The organism is Paenibacillus hamazuiensis (assembly GCF_023276405.1).
Lineage (GTDB): Bacteria > Bacillota > Bacilli > Paenibacillales > NBRC-103111 > Paenibacillus_AF > Paenibacillus_AF hamazuiensis.
Map to the genome: position 1 here is coordinate 6,527,501 of NZ_JALRMO010000001.1, position 21,073 is coordinate 6,548,573.

Consider the following 21,073-nt stretch of genomic DNA (forward strand, 5'->3'; position numbering starts at 1 on the left):
GCTGACGATAACGCAGCTCCACGTCCTTCAGCCCGTGATATTTTTCCGGCAGAGGCTGCAAAGATTTCGAAAGCACCTCGACTTCCGCCGCTTTGACGGAAAGCTCTCCGGTTTTCGTTTTAAATACAGTCCCCTTCACGCCGACAATATCGCCGATATCCAAAATATCGAACGCATTGTATTTGGTCGTACCGACCGCGTCTTCACGCACGTAAATTTGAATTTTACCCGTAATGTCCTGAATATGGGCGAAGCCGGCTTTACCCATGCCGCGTTTTTGCATGATGCGGCCGGCAATGCTGACCGCTGCTCCCAGCTCGTCCAGTTCTTCTTTGGACTTGTCCTCATAGGCGGCGAAAATATCCTTGGCGTGATGCGTTCTTTCGAACTTCTGACCGAACGGATCGATTCCCATTCCGCGCAGCTCGTCCAGTTTTCCTCTGCGAATTTGCAGCAGCTCGTTTAATTCCAGATCAACCGTCATAATTACAGCTCCTAACCTTATTTATCCTGCTTCCCTGAAATAGGTAAAGAAGCTTCCGGAGGAAGCTTCCAATGATGACAAAGAGCGATTATTTCTTAATGTCGATGATTTCGTATTGGATGACGCCCGCGGGAACGTTGACATCAACGATGGCTCCCTTGCTTTTGCCGATGATGGCTTTGCCGACGGGGCTCTCGTTGGAAATCTTATTTTGGAAAGGATCCGATTCCGCTGTGCCCACAATCGAATATTCGACGATATCGCCGAACTCCAGATCTTTGAGCGTGACGATGGAACCGACTCCGACCGTATTTACATCGACTTCATCATTGTTGATGATGCGCGCGTTGCGGAGCATTTTTTCCAGTGTAATAATTCGGCCTTCGACAAAAGCCTGCTCGTTCTTCGCATCTTCATATTCCGAGTTTTCGCTGATATCGCCATAGCCGATGGCTATTTTAATTCTTTCCGCGACCTCGCGGCGTTTCACCGACTTCAGCTGTTCAAGCTCTTCTTCCAGCTTCTTCAGCCCGTCCTGAGTAAGAATGACTTCTTTATCATTCGCCATTGCTACCGATCTCCCGTCATGTGAAGATTTTCAACATCTATGATTTGCGCCACATACCTTAATATATTACGGTTTGCCGTCAAGATGACTCTGGTGCAGGTCCTGCCATATATATTGACTGATTATATTGCATGGTTCCTCAATTGTCAATGTAAGGCAATACACTGGAAAATCCGTATATTTAATGGTATACCGGCTGCTCATGAGCGTCTTCCGGCAGGGCGTCCGAGTCTGACAACCTTGCTACGAAATCGTGCAAAATAGCGGCCATCGCATCCCGTTTCGTCTGCTCCATAATAACATCCTTCACGCGTGCCGCGCCGGGCAGCCCTTTCAAATACCATGCCAAATGCTTGCGCATTTCTTTGACGGCTACGTGCTCGCCTTTCAGTGCGACAAGCCGGTCCATGTGCAAAATAGCAATGCGGATTTTCTCCTCCGGCGTCGGGTCCGGCGGAAGTTCGCCCTTGGTCAGATACAAAACGGTACGGTACAGCATCCACGGGTTGCCGAGCGCGCCGCGGCCGATCATCACGCCGTCCACACCGGTATGATCGAGCATTCGCCGCGCATCTTCCGGAGTGAAAATGTCGCCGTTGCCGATAACCGGAATGCCGACGGCCTGCTTAACTTCTTTAATAATGTCCCAATTCGCGGTCCCGGTATACATTTGCACCCGGGTTCTGCCATGGACGGATACGGCGGCGCCGCCGCCATTCTCAACGGCTTTGGCATTTTGCACCGCATAAATGTGGTCTTCGTCCCAGCCGATACGCATTTTTACTGTAACCGGCTTGCTGACGGATTTGACGACTTCGGTGATCATTTGTTCGATCTTGCCCGGATCAAGCAGCCAACGGGCCCCTGCGTCGCATTTGGTGATTTTCGGAACCGGACAGCCCATGTTGATATCGATGATATCCGCATTCGTATGCCGGTCTACGTATTTGGCGGCCTCTACGAGCGTCTCCGTATCCCCACCGAAAATTTGCAGGCTGAGCGGCTTCTCCCGGTCATCGACGAACAGCATTTCCATCGTCCGCTCGTTGCCGTGCAAAATCGCCTTGTCGCTAACCATTTCCGCGCAGACAAGGCCGCAGCCGAACTCTTTGGCAATAAGGCGGAACGCCGGATTGCACACCCCCGCCATTGGGGCTAAAACCACTTTATTGGGAGCAACAACGTTGCCGATTTTCAACATTAGGATGCACTCCTTTCATCGCGCGGCAGAGGATAACTCTTCCGGGTCGATGCCTAACACTTCGGAAATTTTACGAATGATCTTGGGTTCAGGTTTACGTGTGCCCCGTTCGATAGATCCCAACACCGCGATAGATACTTCGAGCCGCTCCGCGAGCTCGGTTTGCGTATAACCTTTCAATTTGCGAAACGCGCGTATGCGGTGGGCTATTGAGCTTTTTTCCATAGGCAAACGCCTTCCTTTCTGTCCAGTTTCTCCAGATGTTCATGCAACCATTCGGCTAAAGCCGGATCTCTTGCCGCTGCAATCTCGATCAGCGGAACGAGCACAAACGCCCGCTCCAGCATCCTCGGATGAGGAAGCTGAAGAAAATCGCTGCTTCGCTCGGCTTGACCGTAAAGAAGAAGGTCCAAGTCGATCGTGCGTGGACCCCAGCGTATTTCCCGGATGCGGCCCAACTGCCTCTCGACATCCAGCATCGCATCAAGCAGTCCCTCCGGCGGCAAAGTCGTCTCTACTTCGGCCGACATGTTCAGAAAGGGGTCTTGATCGACAAAGCCGACAGGCTCGGTTTCATAAATACCGGATTGGCGCGTAATGCGGACTCCTGGACGTTCGGCCAAAAGCTCAAGCGAACGCCGCAAATACTGCTCGCGGTCGCCCATGTTGGAGCCGAGGCCGATGTAGGCATAAACGGATGGTTCGGCTGAACTTGTACTCATGCTTGATTTAAACCCGCTTTCTCGTAATTTCTACGGCAACTCCTTCAAAATGAATGGGCACCGGTGGATGGGGTTTCCGCACGCGTACGGTCACTTCGTTGATAACAGTATAAGTGGAGAGCAGTACCGATGCAACCTCTTCGGCCAGCGCCTCAATGAGCTTGAAAACCTTCCGCTCGACGATGTTTTGAATCACTTCGTAAGCTTCGGCATAATTGACCGTATCTTCGACATTGTCGGATTTCCCCGGCTTGGTCAAGGGCAGATGCATCTCCACATCGAGCGTGTAGCGCTGCCCCAGCCGGTTCTCTTCGGGATAAACGCCATGGTAGCCGTAAAATTGCATGCCGGACATTATAATTTTATCCATATGGGAAACTCCTTTATTTGGCACGAATCATCGCGTCCGTCATGACGGCGACACGTTTGATCGCCGCGACGTCATGTACGCGCACAATGTGACAGCCTTGGCTGATGCCATAGGCGACAGTCGCTGCTGTGCCTTCCAGCACGTCGGTCGGCGGAAGCTGCAGCGTCTTATAAATCATACTTTTACGGGAGGTACCGAGCAGAACCGGATAACCGAGCGCGACGATCCGGTCCAGATAGTTCATGAGCTTTAAGTTTTGTTCATAGCTTTTCGCAAAACCGATGCCCGGATCAAGCACGATCTGCTCGTTCCGGATACCGGCCTCGTGGGCAAGCCGAATGCTTTCCTGCAGATCCGTTATTACATCCGGAACGAAGTCGTTATATACGGCCTCCACACGGTTATGCATCAAAATGATCGGGCAGCCGAAATCTGCGGCAACCCGGGCCATGCGGCCATCTTTTTTCAGCCCCCAAATGTCGTTGACGATATGTGCCCCGGCCTCCAGCGCCTGCCGCGCAACTTCGGCCTTGTACGTATCGACTGAAATCGGCGCCCGCAGCCCGCGCTTCTTCAGCGCCTCGATCACGGGAATGACCCGCTGCAGCTCCTGATCAAGCGTGACCGTTTCTGCGCCGGGCCGGGTCGATTCTCCGCCGATATCGATGATATCGGCCCCCTCCCGAATCAGCTGCTCAGCCCGCTCTACGGCCGCTTCCAAGGTATTGTATTTCCCTCCGTCGGAAAACGAATCGGGAGTCACGTTGAGGATGCCCATGATCAGCGTCCGTTCGCCGATCGGCAATGAGACTTCTCCGAAATTAAGAATCGGTTGGACGGACAAAGGCCCTTGGCTGTTCATCGGTCCACGCTCCTTTCATCCTTGTTCGGCGAAAATCCCTCACAACCCGCTGCGTGCTCGCGATATATCCGCAGCAGATCGGCGGTTACCGGTCCCGCTTGTCCGCCGCCGATCGCCACGGATTTTCCGTCTATATCAAATAAGGTCGTAACCGGCACGATCTCCTGGATGGAGTTCGTCATCCATATTTCATCCGCTTCGGTCAGTTCTTCCCATGTATAAAGCCCTTCTTTCAAGCGATATCCTGCTTGCTTCGCCAGCTCCATCACGAACCCGCGCGTTATTCCGGGCAGGATGCCCGTTTCCAGAGAAGGAGTGTAAACGACGCCGTCCCGGGCAAAAAAGAGGTTGCTCACGATCCCTTCGGCGATATGCCCGTCCGCATCGAGAAACAATCCTTCTGCGGCGCGGCTGGAGGCCCATGGATAGCAGCCCAGCTCTCTTTTCCCCAGGATGCTGTTCATATAATGAAAAGATTTCAGGCGCACCGCGCCTTCCGGACTGTTCCTGCGAAGAGCGAGCCTCTGCAACGGCTTCCCGGCCTGATCCAGCTCCGTAGGACGCGGCGGCAGCGGTTTAACGTACAGGATGACCGTAGGATTCTCGTAATCGCCGTTCGGCAAGCCGAGAATCCCCTCTCCGGCGCTGACGGTCCAGCGAAAGTAGGCGTCGTCCAGTCCATTGGCGCGCAGCAGCTCGCTCACGATGCCGCTGATGGCCGGGATCTGCGGCTCGTAGGCAATGCCAAGCTCCCTGCAGCCGCCGGTGAGCCGCTCCGCGTGCCGTTCCAGCAAAAAAGGCTGACCGCCGTAGGTGCGGAACGTCTCGAACAGCCCTATGCCGTAAAGAAAACCGTGATCGTACACCGAGACCACGGCCTTCTTCTCATCGATAAACTTATCGTTCCAATATAAAATCACGCTTTGCTCACAACCGTTTCGCTCAAGAAATTGCGAAGCAGCTTGTGGCCGTAATCGGTAATGATCGATTCGGGATGGAACTGAACGCCCTCAATCGCATATTCCTTGTGCCGCAGTCCCATGATCTCGCCTTCCGCCGTACGCGCGCTGACTTCGAGACAATCCGGCAGCGTCTCCGACTTCACGATCAGCGAGTGGTAACGGGTCGCCGTATAAGGGGAAGGGATGTCTTTGAAAATCGTTTTGCCGTCGTGGTAAATTTCCGACGTCTTGCCGTGCATCAGCCTAGGAGCGCGAATGACGTCTCCGCCGAACGCTTGTCCGATTGCCTGGTGTCCGAGGCAGACGCCGAGAATCGGGATTTTGCCTTTAAAATGATCGATCAGAGCAAGGCTGATCCCCGCTTCATTAGGTGTGCAGGGTCCCGGCGAGATCAAGATGTGATCCGGCTTCAGTGCCTCGATACCCGCCAAATCGATTTGGTCGTTGCGGTGAACGGCAACGGTTTCCCCCAGTTCTCCCAAATACTGTACAAGGTTATACGTAAACGAATCATAATTGTCGATGACCAATATCATAGGGTTCCCTCCTCCAAAGCTCGCTGTATTGGATCGCTTTCCAAAGCGCTTTCGCCTTGTTCAGCGACTCGGTGTATTCCTTCTCCGGCACCGAATCGATCACGATTCCCGCACCGGCCTGCACATAACCGACTCCGTCTTTCACAACCATCGTTCGTATAATAATATTAAATTCCATATTGCCGTTGTAGTCAATCCAGCCGACCGAACCGGTGTACGGCCCGCGCCGCACCGGCTCGAGCTCCTCGATGATTTCCATCGTGCGCACTTTGGGAGCGCCGGTGATGGTGCCTCCAGGGAAACAAGCGGCGATGACGTCATACAGGTCTTTGCCGTCGGCAAGCCGACCTTCCACCTGGGATACGATATGCATCACATGGGAGTAATATTCAATCACCATCAGATCGGTCACTTTCACGGTACCGTATGCGGAAATGCGCCCGATATCGTTGCGCAGCAAATCGACGAGCATGATGTGCTCGGCGCGTTCCTTTTCATGCCCGATCAGTTCGTCCGCCAGCCGCCGGTCTTCCTCGGCGTTATGCCCGCGAGGCCGGGTGCCGGCGATCGGGCGGGTCCGCACGATGCCGCCTTCGAGCTGCACGAGCAGCTCCGGCGAGCCGGAGACGAGCTGGAAGTCGCCGAAACGCAGCAGCCCCATGTATGGCGAAGGATTGACGAGACGCAAACACTCATAGATGCGCTCCGGCGTTTCCGCGAGCCTCTTGCTTTGCCTTACGGAAAGGTTGACCTGGAAAACGTCTCCTTGCCCGATATATTCCTGTATCCGCTCCACGGCCCGGATAAAATCTTCACGTCGGAATGCGGCGTGAATGCCCGGGATTGATTCGACATCGATTCGCAGCTTATCCTCGTAAGCAATCCGTCGCCGCTCTTCGATATCCCGCAGCAGCCCGGCATCTTCCTTTACGGAAGCGATGCGGTCCCACGTCCGTTTCATCCGTTCGATCCGCTCTGCCGCCTGTCCGTAAGCTTCCCGAATGCTCTGTTCCTCCGCAGCCGACGGCAGCACCGTATGGGCGGCGCAGTAAAGCGCCTTCTCCTCATGGTCGATAATCCAAAGCTCGTGGACTCTCATAAAAGCATAGTCGGGCAGCCCGAGATCGTCCGCCGCATAAACCGGAAGACGTTCGATCGAGCGGGCGACATCGTATCCCCAGAAACCGGCGCAGCCGCCGATCCATTTCGGAGCGCCCGGCACCTTCGGCGATCGGCTGTCTCCCATCCACCGCTTGACCACCTGCAGCGGCGGACCCTCCAGCTTTTCGCAGGCGATGCCGTCACGTACAATCACAGCAGCATCCCCTTTGCCGCGGATGATTTCTTCGGGCTTCAGCGCAAGAAAGGTATACCGCCCTCCCTTCCCGCTTTCCAGCACAAAAGCTTCGGCTCCCGCTTGCTCCCATGCCTTGCGCCAAGTAGGGAGGCGATCTTGCGGCAGATCATACCGCTCCACCTGCGGCAGCACGGAGCAGCCTTCCGCCGCCCACTTCAGCCAATCGTCCGCCGTTGTTAACCGCACGCCCGATCCCCCTTCCGTCCGTTACCTGTTAATTGAACCTAAGTATACCCAATCTGCCGAATGAAAAAAAGCCCCCAGCTTTCGCTGGGGACTTGAACGTTTCTCGCAACGAACCGATCAGTCTTCGAATTGGTACAGCGGCGTGCTGAGGTATCTTTCGCCGTTGCTTGGCACTACCGCTACGACGCGCTTGCCGGCGCCAAGCTCCTTGGCAACCTTTAGTGCTGCGAAGATAGCCGCACCGGAGGAAATGCCGCCGAGAATGCCTTCTTCTTTCGCCACGCGGCGGGACGTTTCGAACGCGTCATCGTTCTCAACCGGAATAACGCCGTCATAGATGTTCGTGTTCAGGATGTCCGGCACGAAACCTGCGCCGATACCTTGGATTTTATGCGGACCTGGCTTGCCGCCGGACAATACCGGGGAAGCGGCAGGTTCCACTGCATATATTTTGACGTTCGGGAAGTTTTCTTTCAAAACGCTGCCGGCGCCTGTGATCGTACCGCCCGTGCCGATGCCGGCAATAAACGCGTCCAGCTTGCCGTCATGCGACTTGATCGCTTCGACGATCTCCGGTCCGGTCGTTTCGCGGTGGATTTTCACGTTTGCCTGGTTTTTGAACTGCTGCGGCATGAAGTAGTTCGGATTTTCCGCCTGAAGCTCTTCCGCACGTTTGATGGCGCCTTTCATGCCTTCCGCTCCCGGAGTGAGCACCAGTTGGGCACCGTAAGCGCGAAGCAGGTTGCGGCGTTCCATACTCATCGTTTCCGGCATAACCAGAATCGCCTTGTAGCCTTTCGCGGCCGCCACCATTGCGAGACCGATCCCCGTGTTGCCGCTCGTCGGCTCAATAATCGTATCGCCCGGCTTCAGCTTGCCTTCCTGCTCGGCGACTTCGATCATGCTGATGGCGATCCGGTCTTTAACGCTGGCGCCCGGGTTTTGATACTCCAGCTTGACATAAATTTCCGCGCTGCCTTCCGGTACGACCCGGTTCAAACGCACGAGCGGCGTGTCGCCGATCAACTGGGTGATGCTTTGCACTAACTTAGCCATGAATACTCCTCCTATGAACGATATTGTAATATTTCCGAGTAAAATGCTAGGTATTATTCTATATTCATATTAACAACTGCCGTCATAGGTTGTCAATTCATTTTTTCGAGAAAAGCCTTACTGTGCCAGCTCAGGATCGACAATCTTCACATTCCATCGCTCCCTGAGCTTTTTCGTAAACTCCGGCAGCGGGGTCGCTTCGTGCAAGGCGAGTTCTTTGCGGACCCGTTCCCGAACGGCATCCGCCTGCTCCTTGCTTTGCTCCTTCCGGTCCTGCAGCCTGACGATGACGTATTTGCCGTTCAGTTCAAAAGGAGCGCTGATCTCGCCTTTTTTCAGTGCCTTCGCCGCCTTAAGCACGGAGGGTTCCACGAAAGGATCGGTTTCTTCTATCCAGCCCAAGTCCCCTCCGCTGCTCCGCGTCGCATCGTCCAGCGACCGGTCTTTGGCCAGCTGCGCGAAGTCCGCCCCCTTTTTCACTTCATCCACGACTTTGGCGGCTTGATCTTTGTTGCTTACCACGATTTGCTGAATGCGAAGCTTCGCCGGCTTCTGGAACTCTTCCGGATGAAGACGGATATAATCGTCGACCCATTCGTCCGGGATTTTGATATCTTTCGTGACCAGCTTTTCCAGAAGAAGCTTGTAATACACGTCTTCCCTCAGCTCATCCTGGGTCATCCCAAGCTGATCCCTCATCGCTTTATAAAAATCGGCCTCGCTCTCGTAACCTTGCTGCATGCGCTTCAGTTCCTTGTCGATCTCGCCGCGGTCTACCTTGATGCCCTGTTTGTCTCCTTCCATACGGATCGCTTCGCGGTCGAGCATCAAATTCAGCATTTCCTTGCCGTACTTGGAATACAAATGCTGCTGAAGCTCCGCTTCGCTAATCGGCCGATTCCCTACAGTGGCGACAATCCGTTCCGGCCCGGGCTTAGGCGGCGGATTGTTTGGGGGCGTGCTTCCCGCAGGGGGGAAGGCATTTTTCACTGCCAAGAAGGAAAGAACGGCAACGGCCGCAGCAAGCAGACCGATGATTCCCCACAACCACTTTACATTCCTCATCCTGGTCCCCTCGTACACTATGGCTTCTCTCTATGGGAGGGCCGCCTATATTTTGCCGATCAACTCTTCCAGTTCGGAGGAGTTGAATCTATAGCGCTCGTTGCAGAAATGACAGTGCACCTCCGCCTGCCCTTCATCCGTCAATATCGATTCGAGTTCCTCGCGCCCCAGGCTGATCAAAGTTTGCTCCACCCGCTCCCGCGAGCATTTGCAGCGGAACGCCACGTCCATCCGGTCCATCACTTGAACGTCAGGTAAAATGCGGCGAAGAATTTCCTCCGGCGTATCGCCGCGGTCGATCATCGAAGTGACCGACTGGATTTGCGAAAGCTGCCGCTCGATTTCCGCAATCTGTTCGTCCGTGCAGCCCGGCAGCAGTTGGATGATGAAACCTCCCGACGCCTTGATGCTGTAATCGATATCGACCAGCACGCCGAGAGCTACAACCGAGGGGGTCTGCTCCGATTTGGCAAAATAATACGTAAAATCTTCGGCAAGCTCCCCGGAAACGATCGGCACGCTGCCGCGGTAAGGCTCTTTCAGCCCGAGATCTTTCACGATGTACAAAAAGCCGTCCGTCCCCACTGCTCCGGCTACATCCAGTTTGCCCACAGCATTGAGCGGAAGATCCACCTGCGGGTTATCCGCATATCCGCGGACCTCGCCTGCGGCGTTCGCATCAACGACGATTTGCCCGATCGGACCGCCGCCTTTGACCTGTACAGTCAGCTTTTCTTCGCCTTTCAGCATAGCTCCCATCATAAGCGCTGCCGAGGCGGTTCTTCCGAGCGCGGCCGCAGCCGTCGGCGTCATTTGATGACGGCGGGTGAGTTCGCCCACCACCTCCGTCGATCTGACCGCGAAGGCGCGCACCTGCCCTTGCAGAGCGGTTGCTCTAATTAAATAATCCTGCATTCTGCTACCCCACTTCAGGTGTTTCTTTCATAAATCAACTGCAGTCCCTGCAGCGTAAGCAAGGGATTGACGGTTTGAATCGTTTTCGACTCGGCCGAGATCAGCTCCGCCAGTCCCCCGGTGGCGACGACCTTGGCGGATGCGTTATAGCTTTCCCGCATCCGTTTCACGATACCGTCCACTTGCCCGGCAAAGCCGTAAATAATCCCCGCCTGCATCGATGCCACGGTGTTACGGCCGACGACGCTTTTCGGCTTCACGAGCTCAATGCGCGGCAGCTTCGCTGCCCGCTGATACAGCGCCTCGGTGGAGATGCCGATGCCCGGAGCGACCGCACCGCCCAAATATTGTCCCGCTTCGTCTATGTAATCAAAGGTTGTGGCCGTGCCGAAATCGACAACGATGCACGGAGGGCCGTACAGCTCGATGGCGGCAACCGCATTGACGATTCGGTCCGCGCCGACTTCCTTCGGATTTTCATAGCGGATGTTGAGGCCCGTTTTTATCCCCGGTCCGACGATGAGCGGCGTTCTTTTTAAATAGGTTGCACATAAACTTTCAAGCACAAACATCAGCGGCGGAACCACGGACGAGATGATGACGCCCTGCACCTGCTCGAGTTTGATGCCGGCATGGTGAAACAGATTGTAGATCGTCATGCCGTACTCGTCGGTCGTTGCCGATCGGTTCGTGCTGAGCCGCCAATGATGCAGCAGGTTTTTCCCCTCGTAGATACCCAGGACAATGTTCGTATTGCCTACATCCACGACCAAAATCATGCCTTTGACTCCTTCCGTTCGTTCAGATCCAGGCTGATGTCGAGCGCCTCCACGGAATAGGTTAACCGGCCGACCGAGATGACGTCTACCCCTGTGGCGGCAATCGCCCTTACAGTCTGCAAATTGACGGAGCCGGAAGCCTCTACAATCATATGCGGCGAATGGCTTTTAATGCGTTTTACCGCCCGGACCATCGCTTCAACACTCATATTGTCCAGCATGATCACGTCCGGGGCTGCGGCAAGCGCTTCCTCCAGCTGCGCGTCGTTCTCCACCTCGACCTCGATCTTCATCGTATGGGGAATTTGTCCGCGGGCCGCCTCAATCGCTTTGGCCACGCCTCCGGCCCCCTTAATATGATTATCCTTGATCATCACCGCATCAAACAAGCCGTAACGGTGGTTATGACCTCCTCCGACACGCACGGCGTATTTCTCCAGCATCCGGTGTCCCGGTGTCGTTTTTCGCGTATCGACCAGCCTAGTTGGCAGTCCGTCCAGCGCCGCGACAAACTGCGCCGTGCGGGTTGCAATACCGGACATGCGCTGCATCAGGTTGAGGGCAAGACGTTCCCCGAGCAAAATGCTGCGGGTGCTCCCCGTCACTTCGGCAAGCACGGTTCCTCTGGACACCCGCGCTCCTTCGTTAACCTGCGGTTTGAAAAGAAGCCCGGCGTCCACTTCGGCAAATACCGCTTCCGCGACAGGTAAACCGGCGATGATACCGTCTTCTTTGACATGAATAATCCCTTTGGACAGTTGCTCGGCAGGAATCGTCGACAACGTCGTCACGTCGCCCATCCCGATATCTTCATCAAGCCACTGCCGGATTTGGCTGCGTACCGTATCGATGCGAAGTTCAAGCATGCTCCATCTTCTCCTCCGTCAGGCCCAGCTCCCGATTGAATACGGTATGCTTGCGCCACATATCGTCATTGCGCTCCGGAAAATCCTCGCGGTAATGGCCGCCGCGGCTTTCTTCGCGAATGAGCGCCGCTTGCGTCGTGAGCAGCGCGCAGGTCAGCAAATTCGCAAATTCGTATTCCTCCCGCTTGCTCAGGCTGACATCAAATATGGATAAATGACGCCTCAGCTCCTCGTAGCCTTTTTCCAGCCCTTTCGCATCCCGTTTGAGCCCGACATAACGGAGCATCACCTTCTGCAGCTTGAGCCGCTTCTCGACGATCGGCTGGATCGCGCTTTCCTTGCGGTGACCGGTTTCCTTTATTTGCGGCGTTTTCGTCACGAGATCCAGCTTGTTAATGCGCTCCACGATTCTTCGCCCGAACACGATAGCCTCGGAGAGCGAATTGCTGGCGAGCCGGTTCGCCCCGTGCACCCCCGTCGACGATACTTCCCCGCATGCAAAAAGCCGCTTTACGGCCGTTTCGCCGTACAGGTCCGTTTCGACGCCTCCCATCATATAGTGCGCCGCCGGTGCCACGGGTATCCAGTCCGAGGCGAGGTCCAAACCGTATTTCAGGCATACTTCATAAATGGTTGGGAAGCGGTGCTTGACCGTTTCTTCCGATTCGTGCGTAAAGTCGATGTAGACAAACGTCGATTTGGTCCGTTCCATTTCGCTTACGATCGCCCTTGCCACGATGTCGCGCGGCGCCAGCTCAAGCTGCGGATGATAGTTTTCCATAAACCGTTCGCCGTTGATGTTCCGCAAAACCGCTCCCTCGCCGCGCACCGCTTCGGAGATCAGAAACCGCGGCGCTCCCGGATAACATAAAGCGGTCGGGTGAAACTGAATGAACTCCATGTCCCGTATGAGCGCTCCGGCCCGGTAAGCGATGGCGATGCCGTCGCCCGTGGCAATGTCCGGATTCGTCGTATACCGGTACAGCTGTCCGGTTCCGCCGCTGCAAAGAATCGTCGCTTTGCCCTGCACGTAAACGCGCGACCCGTCCGGCTTCTGTACAAGCGCGCCGGTGCATTCTCCGTCTTCCGTAATCAAATCGATGACAAAATGGTCGTCCCACAGCACGATGTTCGGGTCCATTTTCGTCTTTTCGGAAAGCGCCCTGACAATTTCCGCTCCGGTAGCGTCCCCATGGGCATGCAATATTCGTCTTTGGCTGTGCGCCCCTTCCTTCGTCAAGGCGAATTCGCCGTCTTCCAGGTCGAATTGCGTTCCCATGCGGATCAGATCCTTCACGCCGGCAGGGCCTTCGTGAACGAGCACGTCCACCGCTTTCGGATCGCATAAGCCCGCTCCGGCCATAAGCGTATCCTGTATATGGTATTCCGGCGAGTCCTCGTCGGAGATGACCGCTGCAATTCCTCCCTGCGCATAGCGGGTATTGCTGTCGAGCAGAGATTTTTTCGTAATCATCATCACTTTGTTGGATTCGCTCGCTTTAATCGCGGTAAAAAGACCGGCGATGCCCGCGCCGATCACAATAACGTCCGTATGTACATGAGGGATGGAGTTCAGATCGAAATCTATCAAATATCGGGGTATCATACCGTCACCTGTTCTATACAAGGAAGTAGCGCATGCTACTTCACCTGTAGCATGCGCTCCAGCGATAATTTGGCTTTCTCTGCCACATCTTGAGGGACGTGAATTTGCGGCTGCATCGTTTCCAAGCAGCGCACAACTTTTTTCAGGTTGTTCACTTTCATGTTCGGGCAAACCAAATATTTGGTGGCAAAATGGAATTTTTTATGAGGGCTGTCCAGTCTGAGCTGGTATCCGGTGCCGTCTTCGGTGCCGACGATAAATTCCTGGCAATCCGATTCTTTGCAATACTTGATGATCGCCGTCGTGCTGCCGACAAAGTCACCCATCTTGACCACTTCCGGACGGCATTCGGGATGAACGACAAACTGGGCATTCGGGTATTGCGCCTTCATTTCCTCGACGTCTTTGACCGTCAACATATCGTGCGTATTGCAATAGCCTTCCCAAATGATCATCTTTTTGTTCGTGTGCTTGGAGACGTAATCGCCCAAATTTTTATCAGGGACCCAGATCACTTCGTCGCCGGGCACTGAGTTGACGACCTTCACGGCATTGGCCGATGTGCAGCATATGTCGGTTTCCGATTTAACGTCCGCCGATGAATTGATATAAGTAACGACGGTGGCGTTCGGATGTTTTTTCTTCAGCGCTCGGAGTCCGTCGACATTCACCATATCGGCCATCGGGCAACCCGCACGTTCGTCGGGGATCAGCACGGTTTTGTTCGGAGCTAATATTTTGGCGCTTTCCCCCATAAAATGAACTCCACAAAATACGATGACATCCGCGTCGGTTGACGCAGCCTTCTGGGCAAGCAAAAACGAATCGCCCCTGAAATCGGCCACTTCCTGGATTTCATCCCGCTGGTAATAATGCGCCAAAATGATCGCATTTCTTTCTTTCTTCAGCTGGGCCAGACGTTCCTTGAGTTCCCGGTTCTGTTCGGCCTTGCGCTCGAGCGCCAGAGCTTCCATCAGGTTACACCGTCCTTTTAGACAATAACTAATGCCCCCCGTTAGCAAGGACAGTTAGTGAAATTGTTCACAAATATTTAAGATTTAGTATTAATTTACACAACTTTAATACCCAGTGTCAACGGGCAAATATGGTTAAAAAGCGCAGAATTTCGGGCTCGCTCGGACTGTACAGTAATGCTGCTTGGTTTGGGTATAGTTTTGGTCAAAATGAGGGGGATTAGACGGGGCGGCGGAGTGAAAAAGTTGTAAATTCCATTGGCACGTTGGAAGCAGAGATACGACTTAGTGTGTTCAAAAAGGGTTGATTACGCTACGGCGAAGGGTAGTGTTTTACGAAAATCGTATTATCCTTAACGTTATAGCTGAAGTATACCCTATAGCCGTGAACCAAGATACGACGTGTATCCGCCCATGGGCCTTTTTTGTATTCCTTATATCCTTCATAAAGACCAATGCCGGTCAATCGCGTTTGAATAGCTGTTATCAATGAATTTGAAACTGAATTGTCTCTTCCTGGGAAAAATGAACGCTTCGTATATTGGTGATTTTCTTCAAAACGGTTTGGGAAAAGATAACCTTGTTCATTGTTTAGAGTGATAATTACGGACATATTGAAATGCCTCTTCAGGCGAATAAACTTTTCCCTCCGCTAGATCTTCCTCCGACTTAAGGAGCATTTGTTGAAGTTCTGGGTCCTCTTCAATTTCGGCCATAACATCATTCACTGGACCGAATTCATCGGGGAGTAGTGTCATTCGAACCTCTTTGCCATTTATATTAGCAAAAAAATAACGGCAGCCGGATGAACCGGCTGCCGTGTGGGTTATTGCTTGTTTTCGTCATCCGGAGATGACGGTTTGTCGAAATCGAGCTTGTTGTTGTCGGCCTGCTGGCTTTGGCCTTGGATGTTGACCTTCACATCGCCTTCGCCGTCTCCGAGCTTGCCTTCTTCAAGCAGCTGCTTGATTTCTTCCTTCTCGAGAGTTTCTTTCTCGAGCAGCGTATTGGCGATCAGGTGAACCTGATCGGCATGCTTTTGCAAAATATCTTTCGCGCGCTCGTAGCATTCGCGGGTCATTCTCTGCATTTCCTGGTCAATTTCATACGCGATCGCATCGCTGTAGTTTTGCTCATGCCCAATATCGCGGCCGAGGAAAACTTGGCCCTGCGACTGACCGAATTGCATCGGCCCGAGCTTGTCGCTCATGCCGTATTCGGTGATCATCTTACGGATGATCGTCGTCGCACGCTGGAAGTCGCTGTAAGCGCCTGTACCGATTTCACCGATAAACATTTCCTCGGATACACGTCCGGCAAGCAGGCCGGTGACTTTGTCCAGCAGCTCGTTTTTCGTATTCATCATCCGGTCTTCGCCTTCTTTAGGCAGCATCATAACGTAGCCGCCGGCGCGACCTCTCGGGACGATCGTCACTTTATGCACCATCTCGGCGTTCTCGCAGTAATAACCGACGATGGTATGGCCAGCCTCGTGGTAAGCGACCATTTTCTTTTCGCGCTCGCTGATAACGCGGCTTTTCTTCTGCGTACCTACGATAACGCGGTCAAACGCTTCGTCGAGCTCGCTGGGCGAAATATCCTTGCGGTTGCGGCGCGCTGCGATCAGAGCCGCTTCGTTCAACAGGTTCTCTAGATCCGCGCCTGTAAAGCCGGTCGTAAACCGCGCCAGCGCGTCGAGCTTGACTTCCTTCGACAACGGCTTGTTGCGGGCGTGTACCTTCAGCACCGCCTCGCGGCCTTTCACGTCCGGACGGTCAACCGTAATCTGACGGTCGAAACGTCCCGGGCGGAGCAGCGCCGGGTCGAGAATGTCCGGCCGGTTCGTCGCGGCGACGATGATGATGCCTTCGTTCGCGCCGAAGCCGTCCATTTCGACGAGGAGCTGGTTGAGCGTCTGCTCGCGCTCGTCATGGCCACCGCCAAGACCTGCGCCGCGCTGGCGGCCAACTGCGTCGATCTCGTCGATAAATATGATACAAGGCGAATTTTTCTTCGCATTTTCAAATAGGTCGCGTACACGGGATGCACCGACACCAACAAACATTTCAACGAAGTCGGAGCCGCTTATGCTGAAGAACGGCACGCCCGCTTCGCCCGCTACGGCCCTGGCCAGCAGCGTTTTACCGGTACCCGGAGGACCAACGAGCAGCACGCCCTTCGGAATTCGCGCACCGAGTGCCGCAAACTTCCGCGGATCCTTCAAAAACTCGACGACTTCCACAAGCTCCTGCTTCTCTTCGTCGGCACCGGCAACATCCTCGAACGTAACGCGTTTTTTCTCTTCATTATACAAGCGCGCCCGGCTTTTGCCGAAGTTCATCACCTTGCCACCGCCGCCCTGCGCCTGATTGAGCAGGAAGAAGAACAGGATAAAGATGATCACAAACGGAATGATGGACGTCAGGAAGCTGATCCATACGTTGTCACCTTCCATTTTTTCGATGCTGAAGTTGCCTGTCGGTATATCGGCGCTTTCAATCATCGTAAAAATGCGTGGGTCATAAGGGGCTCTCGACTCGAAATTTTTCTTGTCCGCAATCGGCGGTGTCTTGTATTTCCCCCTGACAAGGTATGTATAGCCGTCAAATTTGACGCTAACCTGTTCCACATTTTTTTCAATCAACGCCTGCCGGAATTTATCGTAGCTGATCGTGTCTTTCTGATCGTTCTGGGTGCTGATGAAATGTACGATTCCGACGGTAACCAAAAATATAAGCAGATAAAATCCGGTGTTTCGTATAATGCGGTTCATCCCCTACCTCCTCTCGAAAACGACAACTTGCTCCATTGTAACATAGCGCTGCGCGGCATCACAAATCGCCCTACTTCGAGTAAATTTCCGGCTTAAGCACGCCGATGAACGGCAGGTTCCGGTATTTCTCGGCATAGTCCAGCCCGTATCCGACGACGAAGGCGTCCGGAATCACGAACCCTTTGTAATCGGCATCCAAATCGGCCATCCGGCGCGCCGGTTTATCGAATAAAGCGGCGACCGTGACGGACAACGCGTTGCGGCGCTCGAGCACATCGATCAGATAGCTGAGCGTCAGCCCGCTGTCGATGATATCCTCCACAATCAAAATATCCCGGCCTTCCACCGATACGTCGAGATCCTTAATGATTTTAACGACCCCGGACGATTTGGTCGAAGCGCCGTAGCTGGATACAGCCATAAAATCGATCTCCAGAGGCACCGTAATATTTTTGACCAGATCGGCCATAAACACGAAAGCGCCCTTCAGCACACAGATGACAAGCGGGTTACGCCCGGCAAAATCGCGGCTTATGATTTCCCCCATCTCTTTGACCTTGTCTTGAATTTGCTGCTCGGTGATCAGTATTTCCTGAATGTCGTTGTACAAAAGAAAATCCTCCTAGCTTTACTTAGCTTGCGTTAGCTTCATATATAAAATACGCCGGGTCTTCTCCGTGACAAGTGCATGCGCGGATCTCCGCAAACCGGCGATCCACAATATCCGTCCTCCGGCATCGGCCAGAATCGGGATTTTCTCCCTAAGACTCGGGCGCACTTTATCGTCGATGAAAATATCTTTCACTTTTTTAGACCCGTTTAAACCGAGAAGCTCTATCCTGTCGCCTTGCCGGCGGCTTCGCAAAACCAAAGGAAAGTCCACTTCGTCAGCGTCGAGAAACAGCTCGTTTCGCCGGCCCGTCGTCTTCTGCCCATGGAGCGCCATCGTTGACTCCAGCCACTCGTACTGAACGGTTGCATCCGCCTCCGGAATGTAGACGGAAGCTGTGCCGGGATCGATTAGGTACGAATACGGGTCCGACGGTAACACCATAGTATGAAGCTGCGCGGAATCATATTCCGTCGTCAAAAAAATAGTGCCGATTACCGTAAACCGCACATTCGGGCGATCTGCGGACACGACAGTCTCTCTGACCTGCTCTACCTTGGAAAATTGCAACTCATCCGGTTCGCACGCAAGACAACTTAATATTAGTTTAATCAATCGCCTTTGTAAAGCCAGGTGAAGTGTCCCAAACCACCGCCGGGAGAATGAAAACATCCCTTCCGTACGTTCGACATGGCGATCCAGAAGCGCCTGCGCCTGTTCATCCATGAAACCGTCTTCAGCCGCCGTGATGTCGGCAAGCCGGTTGAGCGACTCCGGCAGCCCGTCGCAATAACGCGCCAGGAGCGGCATCAATTCCAGCCGAATCCGGTTGCGAAAGTATTTGGTCTCCCGGTTGCTGCTGTCCTCGCAGTATTCGATCCCGTGCTGCGCACAGTAGTCGAGAACTTCTGATTTGTATATACGTAAGAAAGGACGAACAAGTTCCACGTTTTTTTCGCGGCGGCGAAGAGGCATTCCGGACAGCCCGGATAACCCGGTTCCCCGCAGCACCCGCATCAGCACCGTTTCGGCCTGATCGTCGGCGTGATGGGCCAGCGCAATGCGGCTTGCTCCATATTTACCCGCAACTTCATGCAGAAATTCGTACCGTTTTTCTCTTGCCGCCAGCTGCGAATTTTTCCCTGTTTCTTCTATATATTGCGGCAGGTCGATGCTTGCGATTTCACAGGGAACCCCCATGCGGGAACACAATGCCTCCACAAAATCCGCTTCCCTGTCCGATTCCTCGCCGCGAAACCGATGATTGACATGGGCTACGGCAAGCGCCCACTCCCACTTGGCGGAAAGCAAAAAAAGGAAATGCAGCAGCGCCACCGAGTCGGGCCCCCCCGATACGGCGACGACGATGCCATCCTTTCGCTCGAACAGTTTTTCCGTCCGAATGAAATTTTCTACCTTGTCCACAAGGCTCATGATTTTGAAATCCTTCCCGGCTCGGTCACTATTGCCAATAAAAATACAGCGTCGATGCAAATAAGATGAGGGATGCGGCGAAGCAAATTTTCAGCCATGGCGTTTGGATGTGTCCGCCCGGTCCGGGAGCGGATTTTCGCAATATATGCTTGCGCCAATCGGCCAAAGCTTCCTTCGTGCTGACGTACTCTCCCCTGAGCGCTTTTTTGATGAAAGGAGCGGCTTTCGCAAGCCGCGTATTTCCCTGCAGCATCTCCAGCAAATAATCGATCGTCCGATGCTGCGGCAAAATGTAGCTGAATTTCTTCAGCTTCCGTTCTTTATCCGTCGCGCTGATCAGCAGCACCGCAAAGGAAAACAGGTCGTACTGCTCGTCCGCCACCCGCGATCCGGCTCCCCAGAAACCGCGGTCGAACACTTCGGTAAACTGTTTGATCGAGCGGCCCTTGGCCGTCACGCCGCCAAAATCGACCAAATTCACTTCGCCGTAAGCGGAGACGAGCATATTTTCCGTTTTCAAATCGCCGAACACAAAACCTTGAGCATGAAGCTCGGACAGCTTGTACAGTAAATTAAGACCTACCATATAGATCCAATCGTAGCCGTGCTCCTGCAAAAACTCTCCAAGCGGCTGCCCCTTTATGTATCGGATGACGCAGAACGGATAATCCGCTCCCGCGTAGTGATAATCGTCGACGTCATGCAAATATTTTTGAAAGCTGGAAGACGATTTGGACAGCGCTTTGAGCGCATTGACTTCCGATTGATGGTCTACCGAATCGAAGCCCATTTTAAGCGCGTAGAGGGCTTTCCCCTTGCGGACCAGGTATACCTTCCCGTTAGCGCCCTCGCCAAGCAGCCGCTCGATGACGTATTGGCCCTTATTCCATTTTCCGGTGATGAGTTTCCCCGTTTGAAAAACAGGCTCATACGACGTAATCACTCAGCATCCCATCCTTGCCATTATGCGCGGTATCGGTCCAGTCATCGTCTCCGGCAGAGCCGGACTGTGCGGTATGGCCTGTCATAAACTGCACGACTTTAAGCAAAGCCGGTCCTGTCGGGGTCGTACCCTTCATGTTTATTTTATAAAACAACTTGTTCAAGTTTGCAAGGTCTTTTGTCCAGCCGAAGTCCATTTCCAGTTCTTCCCTGCCGTCCGGAGAGCCGGGAAAATGAAACACGGCCATTTCGCTGATGCCGCTGCGCGCCTGCAGACTCAGCTGCAAATCGTAAATCGCTTCTTTCACCGCAGCCAGCTTCGGCTTCATGCTGGCGCTCGTATCGATCAGAAGAGCAACACGGAGCGAAGTCGTTTCGCCCAGCTCATCGATCACCTGAACGACCTGCGACCGCTGATCAGGGGACAACTCCTCGATGCGGGAATGGCCTAAAATCTGCTTCAGCTCCTGCCCTACGGCTTGCTGGATCGTATTCATCACCGTCTTGCGCGTCATCATCTGCACCGTCTGCGACAGCTGCCGGGAAGTGACGATGCGGCTCATCCCGCCGCCCGCCTGGGCAATCTCGCGAATCTCCGAAGCGCCGAGCTCGCCCAGTTCGCCTTGATCGATAACGCCGATGACATTGACGACAATCCCCTCCGCTTTGGCATGAGCCGCCCCGATTACCGGGCTCACCCCCACGTTCGAACAACCGTCGGTAATAAGAATAATTTGCTGCATCGTATAATTCCCCCATTAGTTCGGCTTGGCCGAAATGTTATCGTATGTCCTACGAGTTAATG

At 53.9% G+C, this 21,073-nt stretch carries 23 protein-coding genes (1 of these 23 only partly in view); all 23 read right to left on the reverse strand.

All coding sequences use genetic code 11. From position 1 onward, the window contains the following. Positions 1–484, reverse strand: partial view of a lysine--tRNA ligase gene (gene lysS / locus MYS68_RS28570; RefSeq protein ID WP_248929063.1) — the beginning only. The gene continues 1,013 nt to the left of window position 1, outside the view; the window shows 484 of its 1,497 coding nt (coding positions 1–484); the start codon lies at positions 482–484; its stop codon lies off the left edge, out of view. Between the two features lie 88 nt (positions 485–572). After that, positions 573–1,052, reverse strand: coding sequence for a transcription elongation factor GreA (greA, locus tag MYS68_RS28575; protein ID WP_248929064.1), 480 nt, complete (start codon positions 1,050–1,052; stop codon positions 573–575). Positions 1,053–1,233: 181 nt separating this feature from the next. Next, the gene (dusB, locus tag MYS68_RS28580; protein ID WP_248929065.1) at positions 1,234–2,253 is read right to left on the reverse strand and encodes a tRNA dihydrouridine synthase DusB; all 1,020 of its coding nucleotides are present in this window, start codon (positions 2,251–2,253) and stop codon (positions 1,234–1,236) included. Positions 2,254–2,268: 15 nt separating this feature from the next. Continuing rightward, the gene (locus MYS68_RS28585; protein ID WP_248929066.1) at positions 2,269–2,478 is read right to left on the reverse strand and encodes a helix-turn-helix domain-containing protein; all 210 of its coding nucleotides are present in this window, start codon (positions 2,476–2,478) and stop codon (positions 2,269–2,271) included. Beyond that, on the reverse strand, positions 2,460–2,975 hold the full coding sequence (folK, locus tag MYS68_RS28590; RefSeq protein WP_248929067.1) for a 2-amino-4-hydroxy-6-hydroxymethyldihydropteridine diphosphokinase: 516 nt from the start codon (positions 2,973–2,975) through the stop codon (positions 2,460–2,462). Before folK ends, MYS68_RS28585 begins: the two co-directional genes overlap by 19 nt. 7 nt (positions 2,976–2,982) lie before the next feature. Next, positions 2,983–3,345 carry a dihydroneopterin aldolase gene (folB, locus tag MYS68_RS28595; RefSeq protein ID WP_248929068.1) on the reverse strand — a complete coding sequence of 121 codons (363 nt, stop codon included), beginning with the start codon at positions 3,343–3,345 and terminating at the stop codon, positions 2,983–2,985. Between the two features lie 13 nt (positions 3,346–3,358). Beyond that, positions 3,359–4,207, reverse strand: a complete 849-nt coding sequence (folP, locus tag MYS68_RS28600; RefSeq protein WP_248929069.1) for a dihydropteroate synthase — start codon at positions 4,205–4,207, stop codon at positions 3,359–3,361. Then, positions 4,204–5,127, reverse strand: coding sequence for an aminodeoxychorismate lyase (gene pabC, locus MYS68_RS28605; RefSeq protein ID WP_248929070.1), 924 nt, complete (start codon positions 5,125–5,127; stop codon positions 4,204–4,206). Before pabC ends, folP begins: the two co-directional genes overlap by 4 nt. Beyond that, positions 5,124–5,705: an aminodeoxychorismate/anthranilate synthase component II gene (gene pabA, locus MYS68_RS28610; protein WP_248929071.1), complete on the reverse strand. Its 582-nt coding sequence runs from the start codon at positions 5,703–5,705 to the stop codon at positions 5,124–5,126. Before pabA ends, pabC begins: the two co-directional genes overlap by 4 nt. Beyond that, the gene (locus MYS68_RS28615) at positions 5,680–7,248 is read right to left on the reverse strand and encodes an anthranilate synthase component I family protein (RefSeq protein WP_248929072.1); all 1,569 of its coding nucleotides are present in this window, start codon (positions 7,246–7,248) and stop codon (positions 5,680–5,682) included. Before MYS68_RS28615 ends, pabA begins: the two co-directional genes overlap by 26 nt. 117 nt (positions 7,249–7,365) lie before the next feature. After that, a complete protein-coding gene (gene cysK / locus MYS68_RS28620) occupies positions 7,366–8,304 on the reverse strand; it encodes a cysteine synthase A (protein ID WP_248929073.1) in 939 nt (312 codons plus the stop codon). Between the two features lie 117 nt (positions 8,305–8,421). Then, complete coding sequence (locus MYS68_RS28625; protein ID WP_248929074.1) at positions 8,422–9,369, reverse strand: peptidyl-prolyl cis-trans isomerase; 948 nt, start codon at positions 9,367–9,369, stop codon at positions 8,422–8,424. A 45-nt stretch (positions 9,370–9,414) separates the two neighbouring features. Beyond that, positions 9,415–10,284 carry an Hsp33 family molecular chaperone HslO gene (gene hslO, locus MYS68_RS28630; RefSeq protein WP_248929075.1) on the reverse strand — a complete coding sequence of 290 codons (870 nt, stop codon included), beginning with the start codon at positions 10,282–10,284 and terminating at the stop codon, positions 9,415–9,417. Between the two features lie 14 nt (positions 10,285–10,298). Beyond that, positions 10,299–11,063: a type III pantothenate kinase gene (locus MYS68_RS28635; protein WP_248929076.1), complete on the reverse strand. Its 765-nt coding sequence runs from the start codon at positions 11,061–11,063 to the stop codon at positions 10,299–10,301. Continuing rightward, positions 11,060–11,929 (reverse strand): carboxylating nicotinate-nucleotide diphosphorylase, encoded by an 870-nt coding sequence (gene nadC, locus MYS68_RS28640; RefSeq protein WP_248929077.1) that lies wholly within the window; start codon positions 11,927–11,929, stop codon positions 11,060–11,062. Before nadC ends, MYS68_RS28635 begins: the two co-directional genes overlap by 4 nt. Then, on the reverse strand, positions 11,922–13,535 hold the full coding sequence (gene nadB / locus MYS68_RS28645) for an L-aspartate oxidase (RefSeq protein WP_248929078.1): 1,614 nt from the start codon (positions 13,533–13,535) through the stop codon (positions 11,922–11,924). Before nadB ends, nadC begins: the two co-directional genes overlap by 8 nt. A gap of 35 nt (positions 13,536–13,570) precedes the next feature. After that, on the reverse strand, positions 13,571–14,509 hold the full coding sequence (gene nadA, locus MYS68_RS28650; RefSeq protein WP_248929079.1) for a quinolinate synthase NadA: 939 nt from the start codon (positions 14,507–14,509) through the stop codon (positions 13,571–13,573). A 313-nt stretch (positions 14,510–14,822) separates the two neighbouring features. Continuing rightward, positions 14,823–15,122, reverse strand: coding sequence for a hypothetical protein (locus MYS68_RS28655; protein WP_248929080.1), 300 nt, complete (start codon positions 15,120–15,122; stop codon positions 14,823–14,825). A 213-nt stretch (positions 15,123–15,335) separates the two neighbouring features. Beyond that, positions 15,336–17,282 carry an ATP-dependent zinc metalloprotease FtsH gene (gene ftsH / locus MYS68_RS28660; RefSeq protein ID WP_248929081.1) on the reverse strand — a complete coding sequence of 649 codons (1,947 nt, stop codon included), beginning with the start codon at positions 17,280–17,282 and terminating at the stop codon, positions 15,336–15,338. Positions 17,283–17,352: 70 nt separating this feature from the next. Further along, the gene (hpt, locus tag MYS68_RS28665; RefSeq protein ID WP_248929082.1) at positions 17,353–17,892 is read right to left on the reverse strand and encodes a hypoxanthine phosphoribosyltransferase; all 540 of its coding nucleotides are present in this window, start codon (positions 17,890–17,892) and stop codon (positions 17,353–17,355) included. Positions 17,893–17,910: 18 nt separating this feature from the next. Further along, complete coding sequence (gene tilS / locus MYS68_RS28670) at positions 17,911–19,326, reverse strand: tRNA lysidine(34) synthetase TilS (protein WP_248929083.1); 1,416 nt, start codon at positions 19,324–19,326, stop codon at positions 17,911–17,913. 28 nt (positions 19,327–19,354) lie between these two features. Continuing rightward, positions 19,355–20,269 (reverse strand): protein kinase domain-containing protein, encoded by a 915-nt coding sequence (locus tag MYS68_RS28675; RefSeq protein ID WP_248929084.1) that lies wholly within the window; start codon positions 20,267–20,269, stop codon positions 19,355–19,357. Further along, complete coding sequence (locus MYS68_RS28680) at positions 20,253–21,011, reverse strand: vWA domain-containing protein (RefSeq protein WP_248929085.1); 759 nt, start codon at positions 21,009–21,011, stop codon at positions 20,253–20,255. The genes MYS68_RS28675 and MYS68_RS28680 overlap by 17 nt, the downstream gene beginning before the upstream one ends. Positions 21,012–21,073 lie beyond the last annotated feature (62 nt).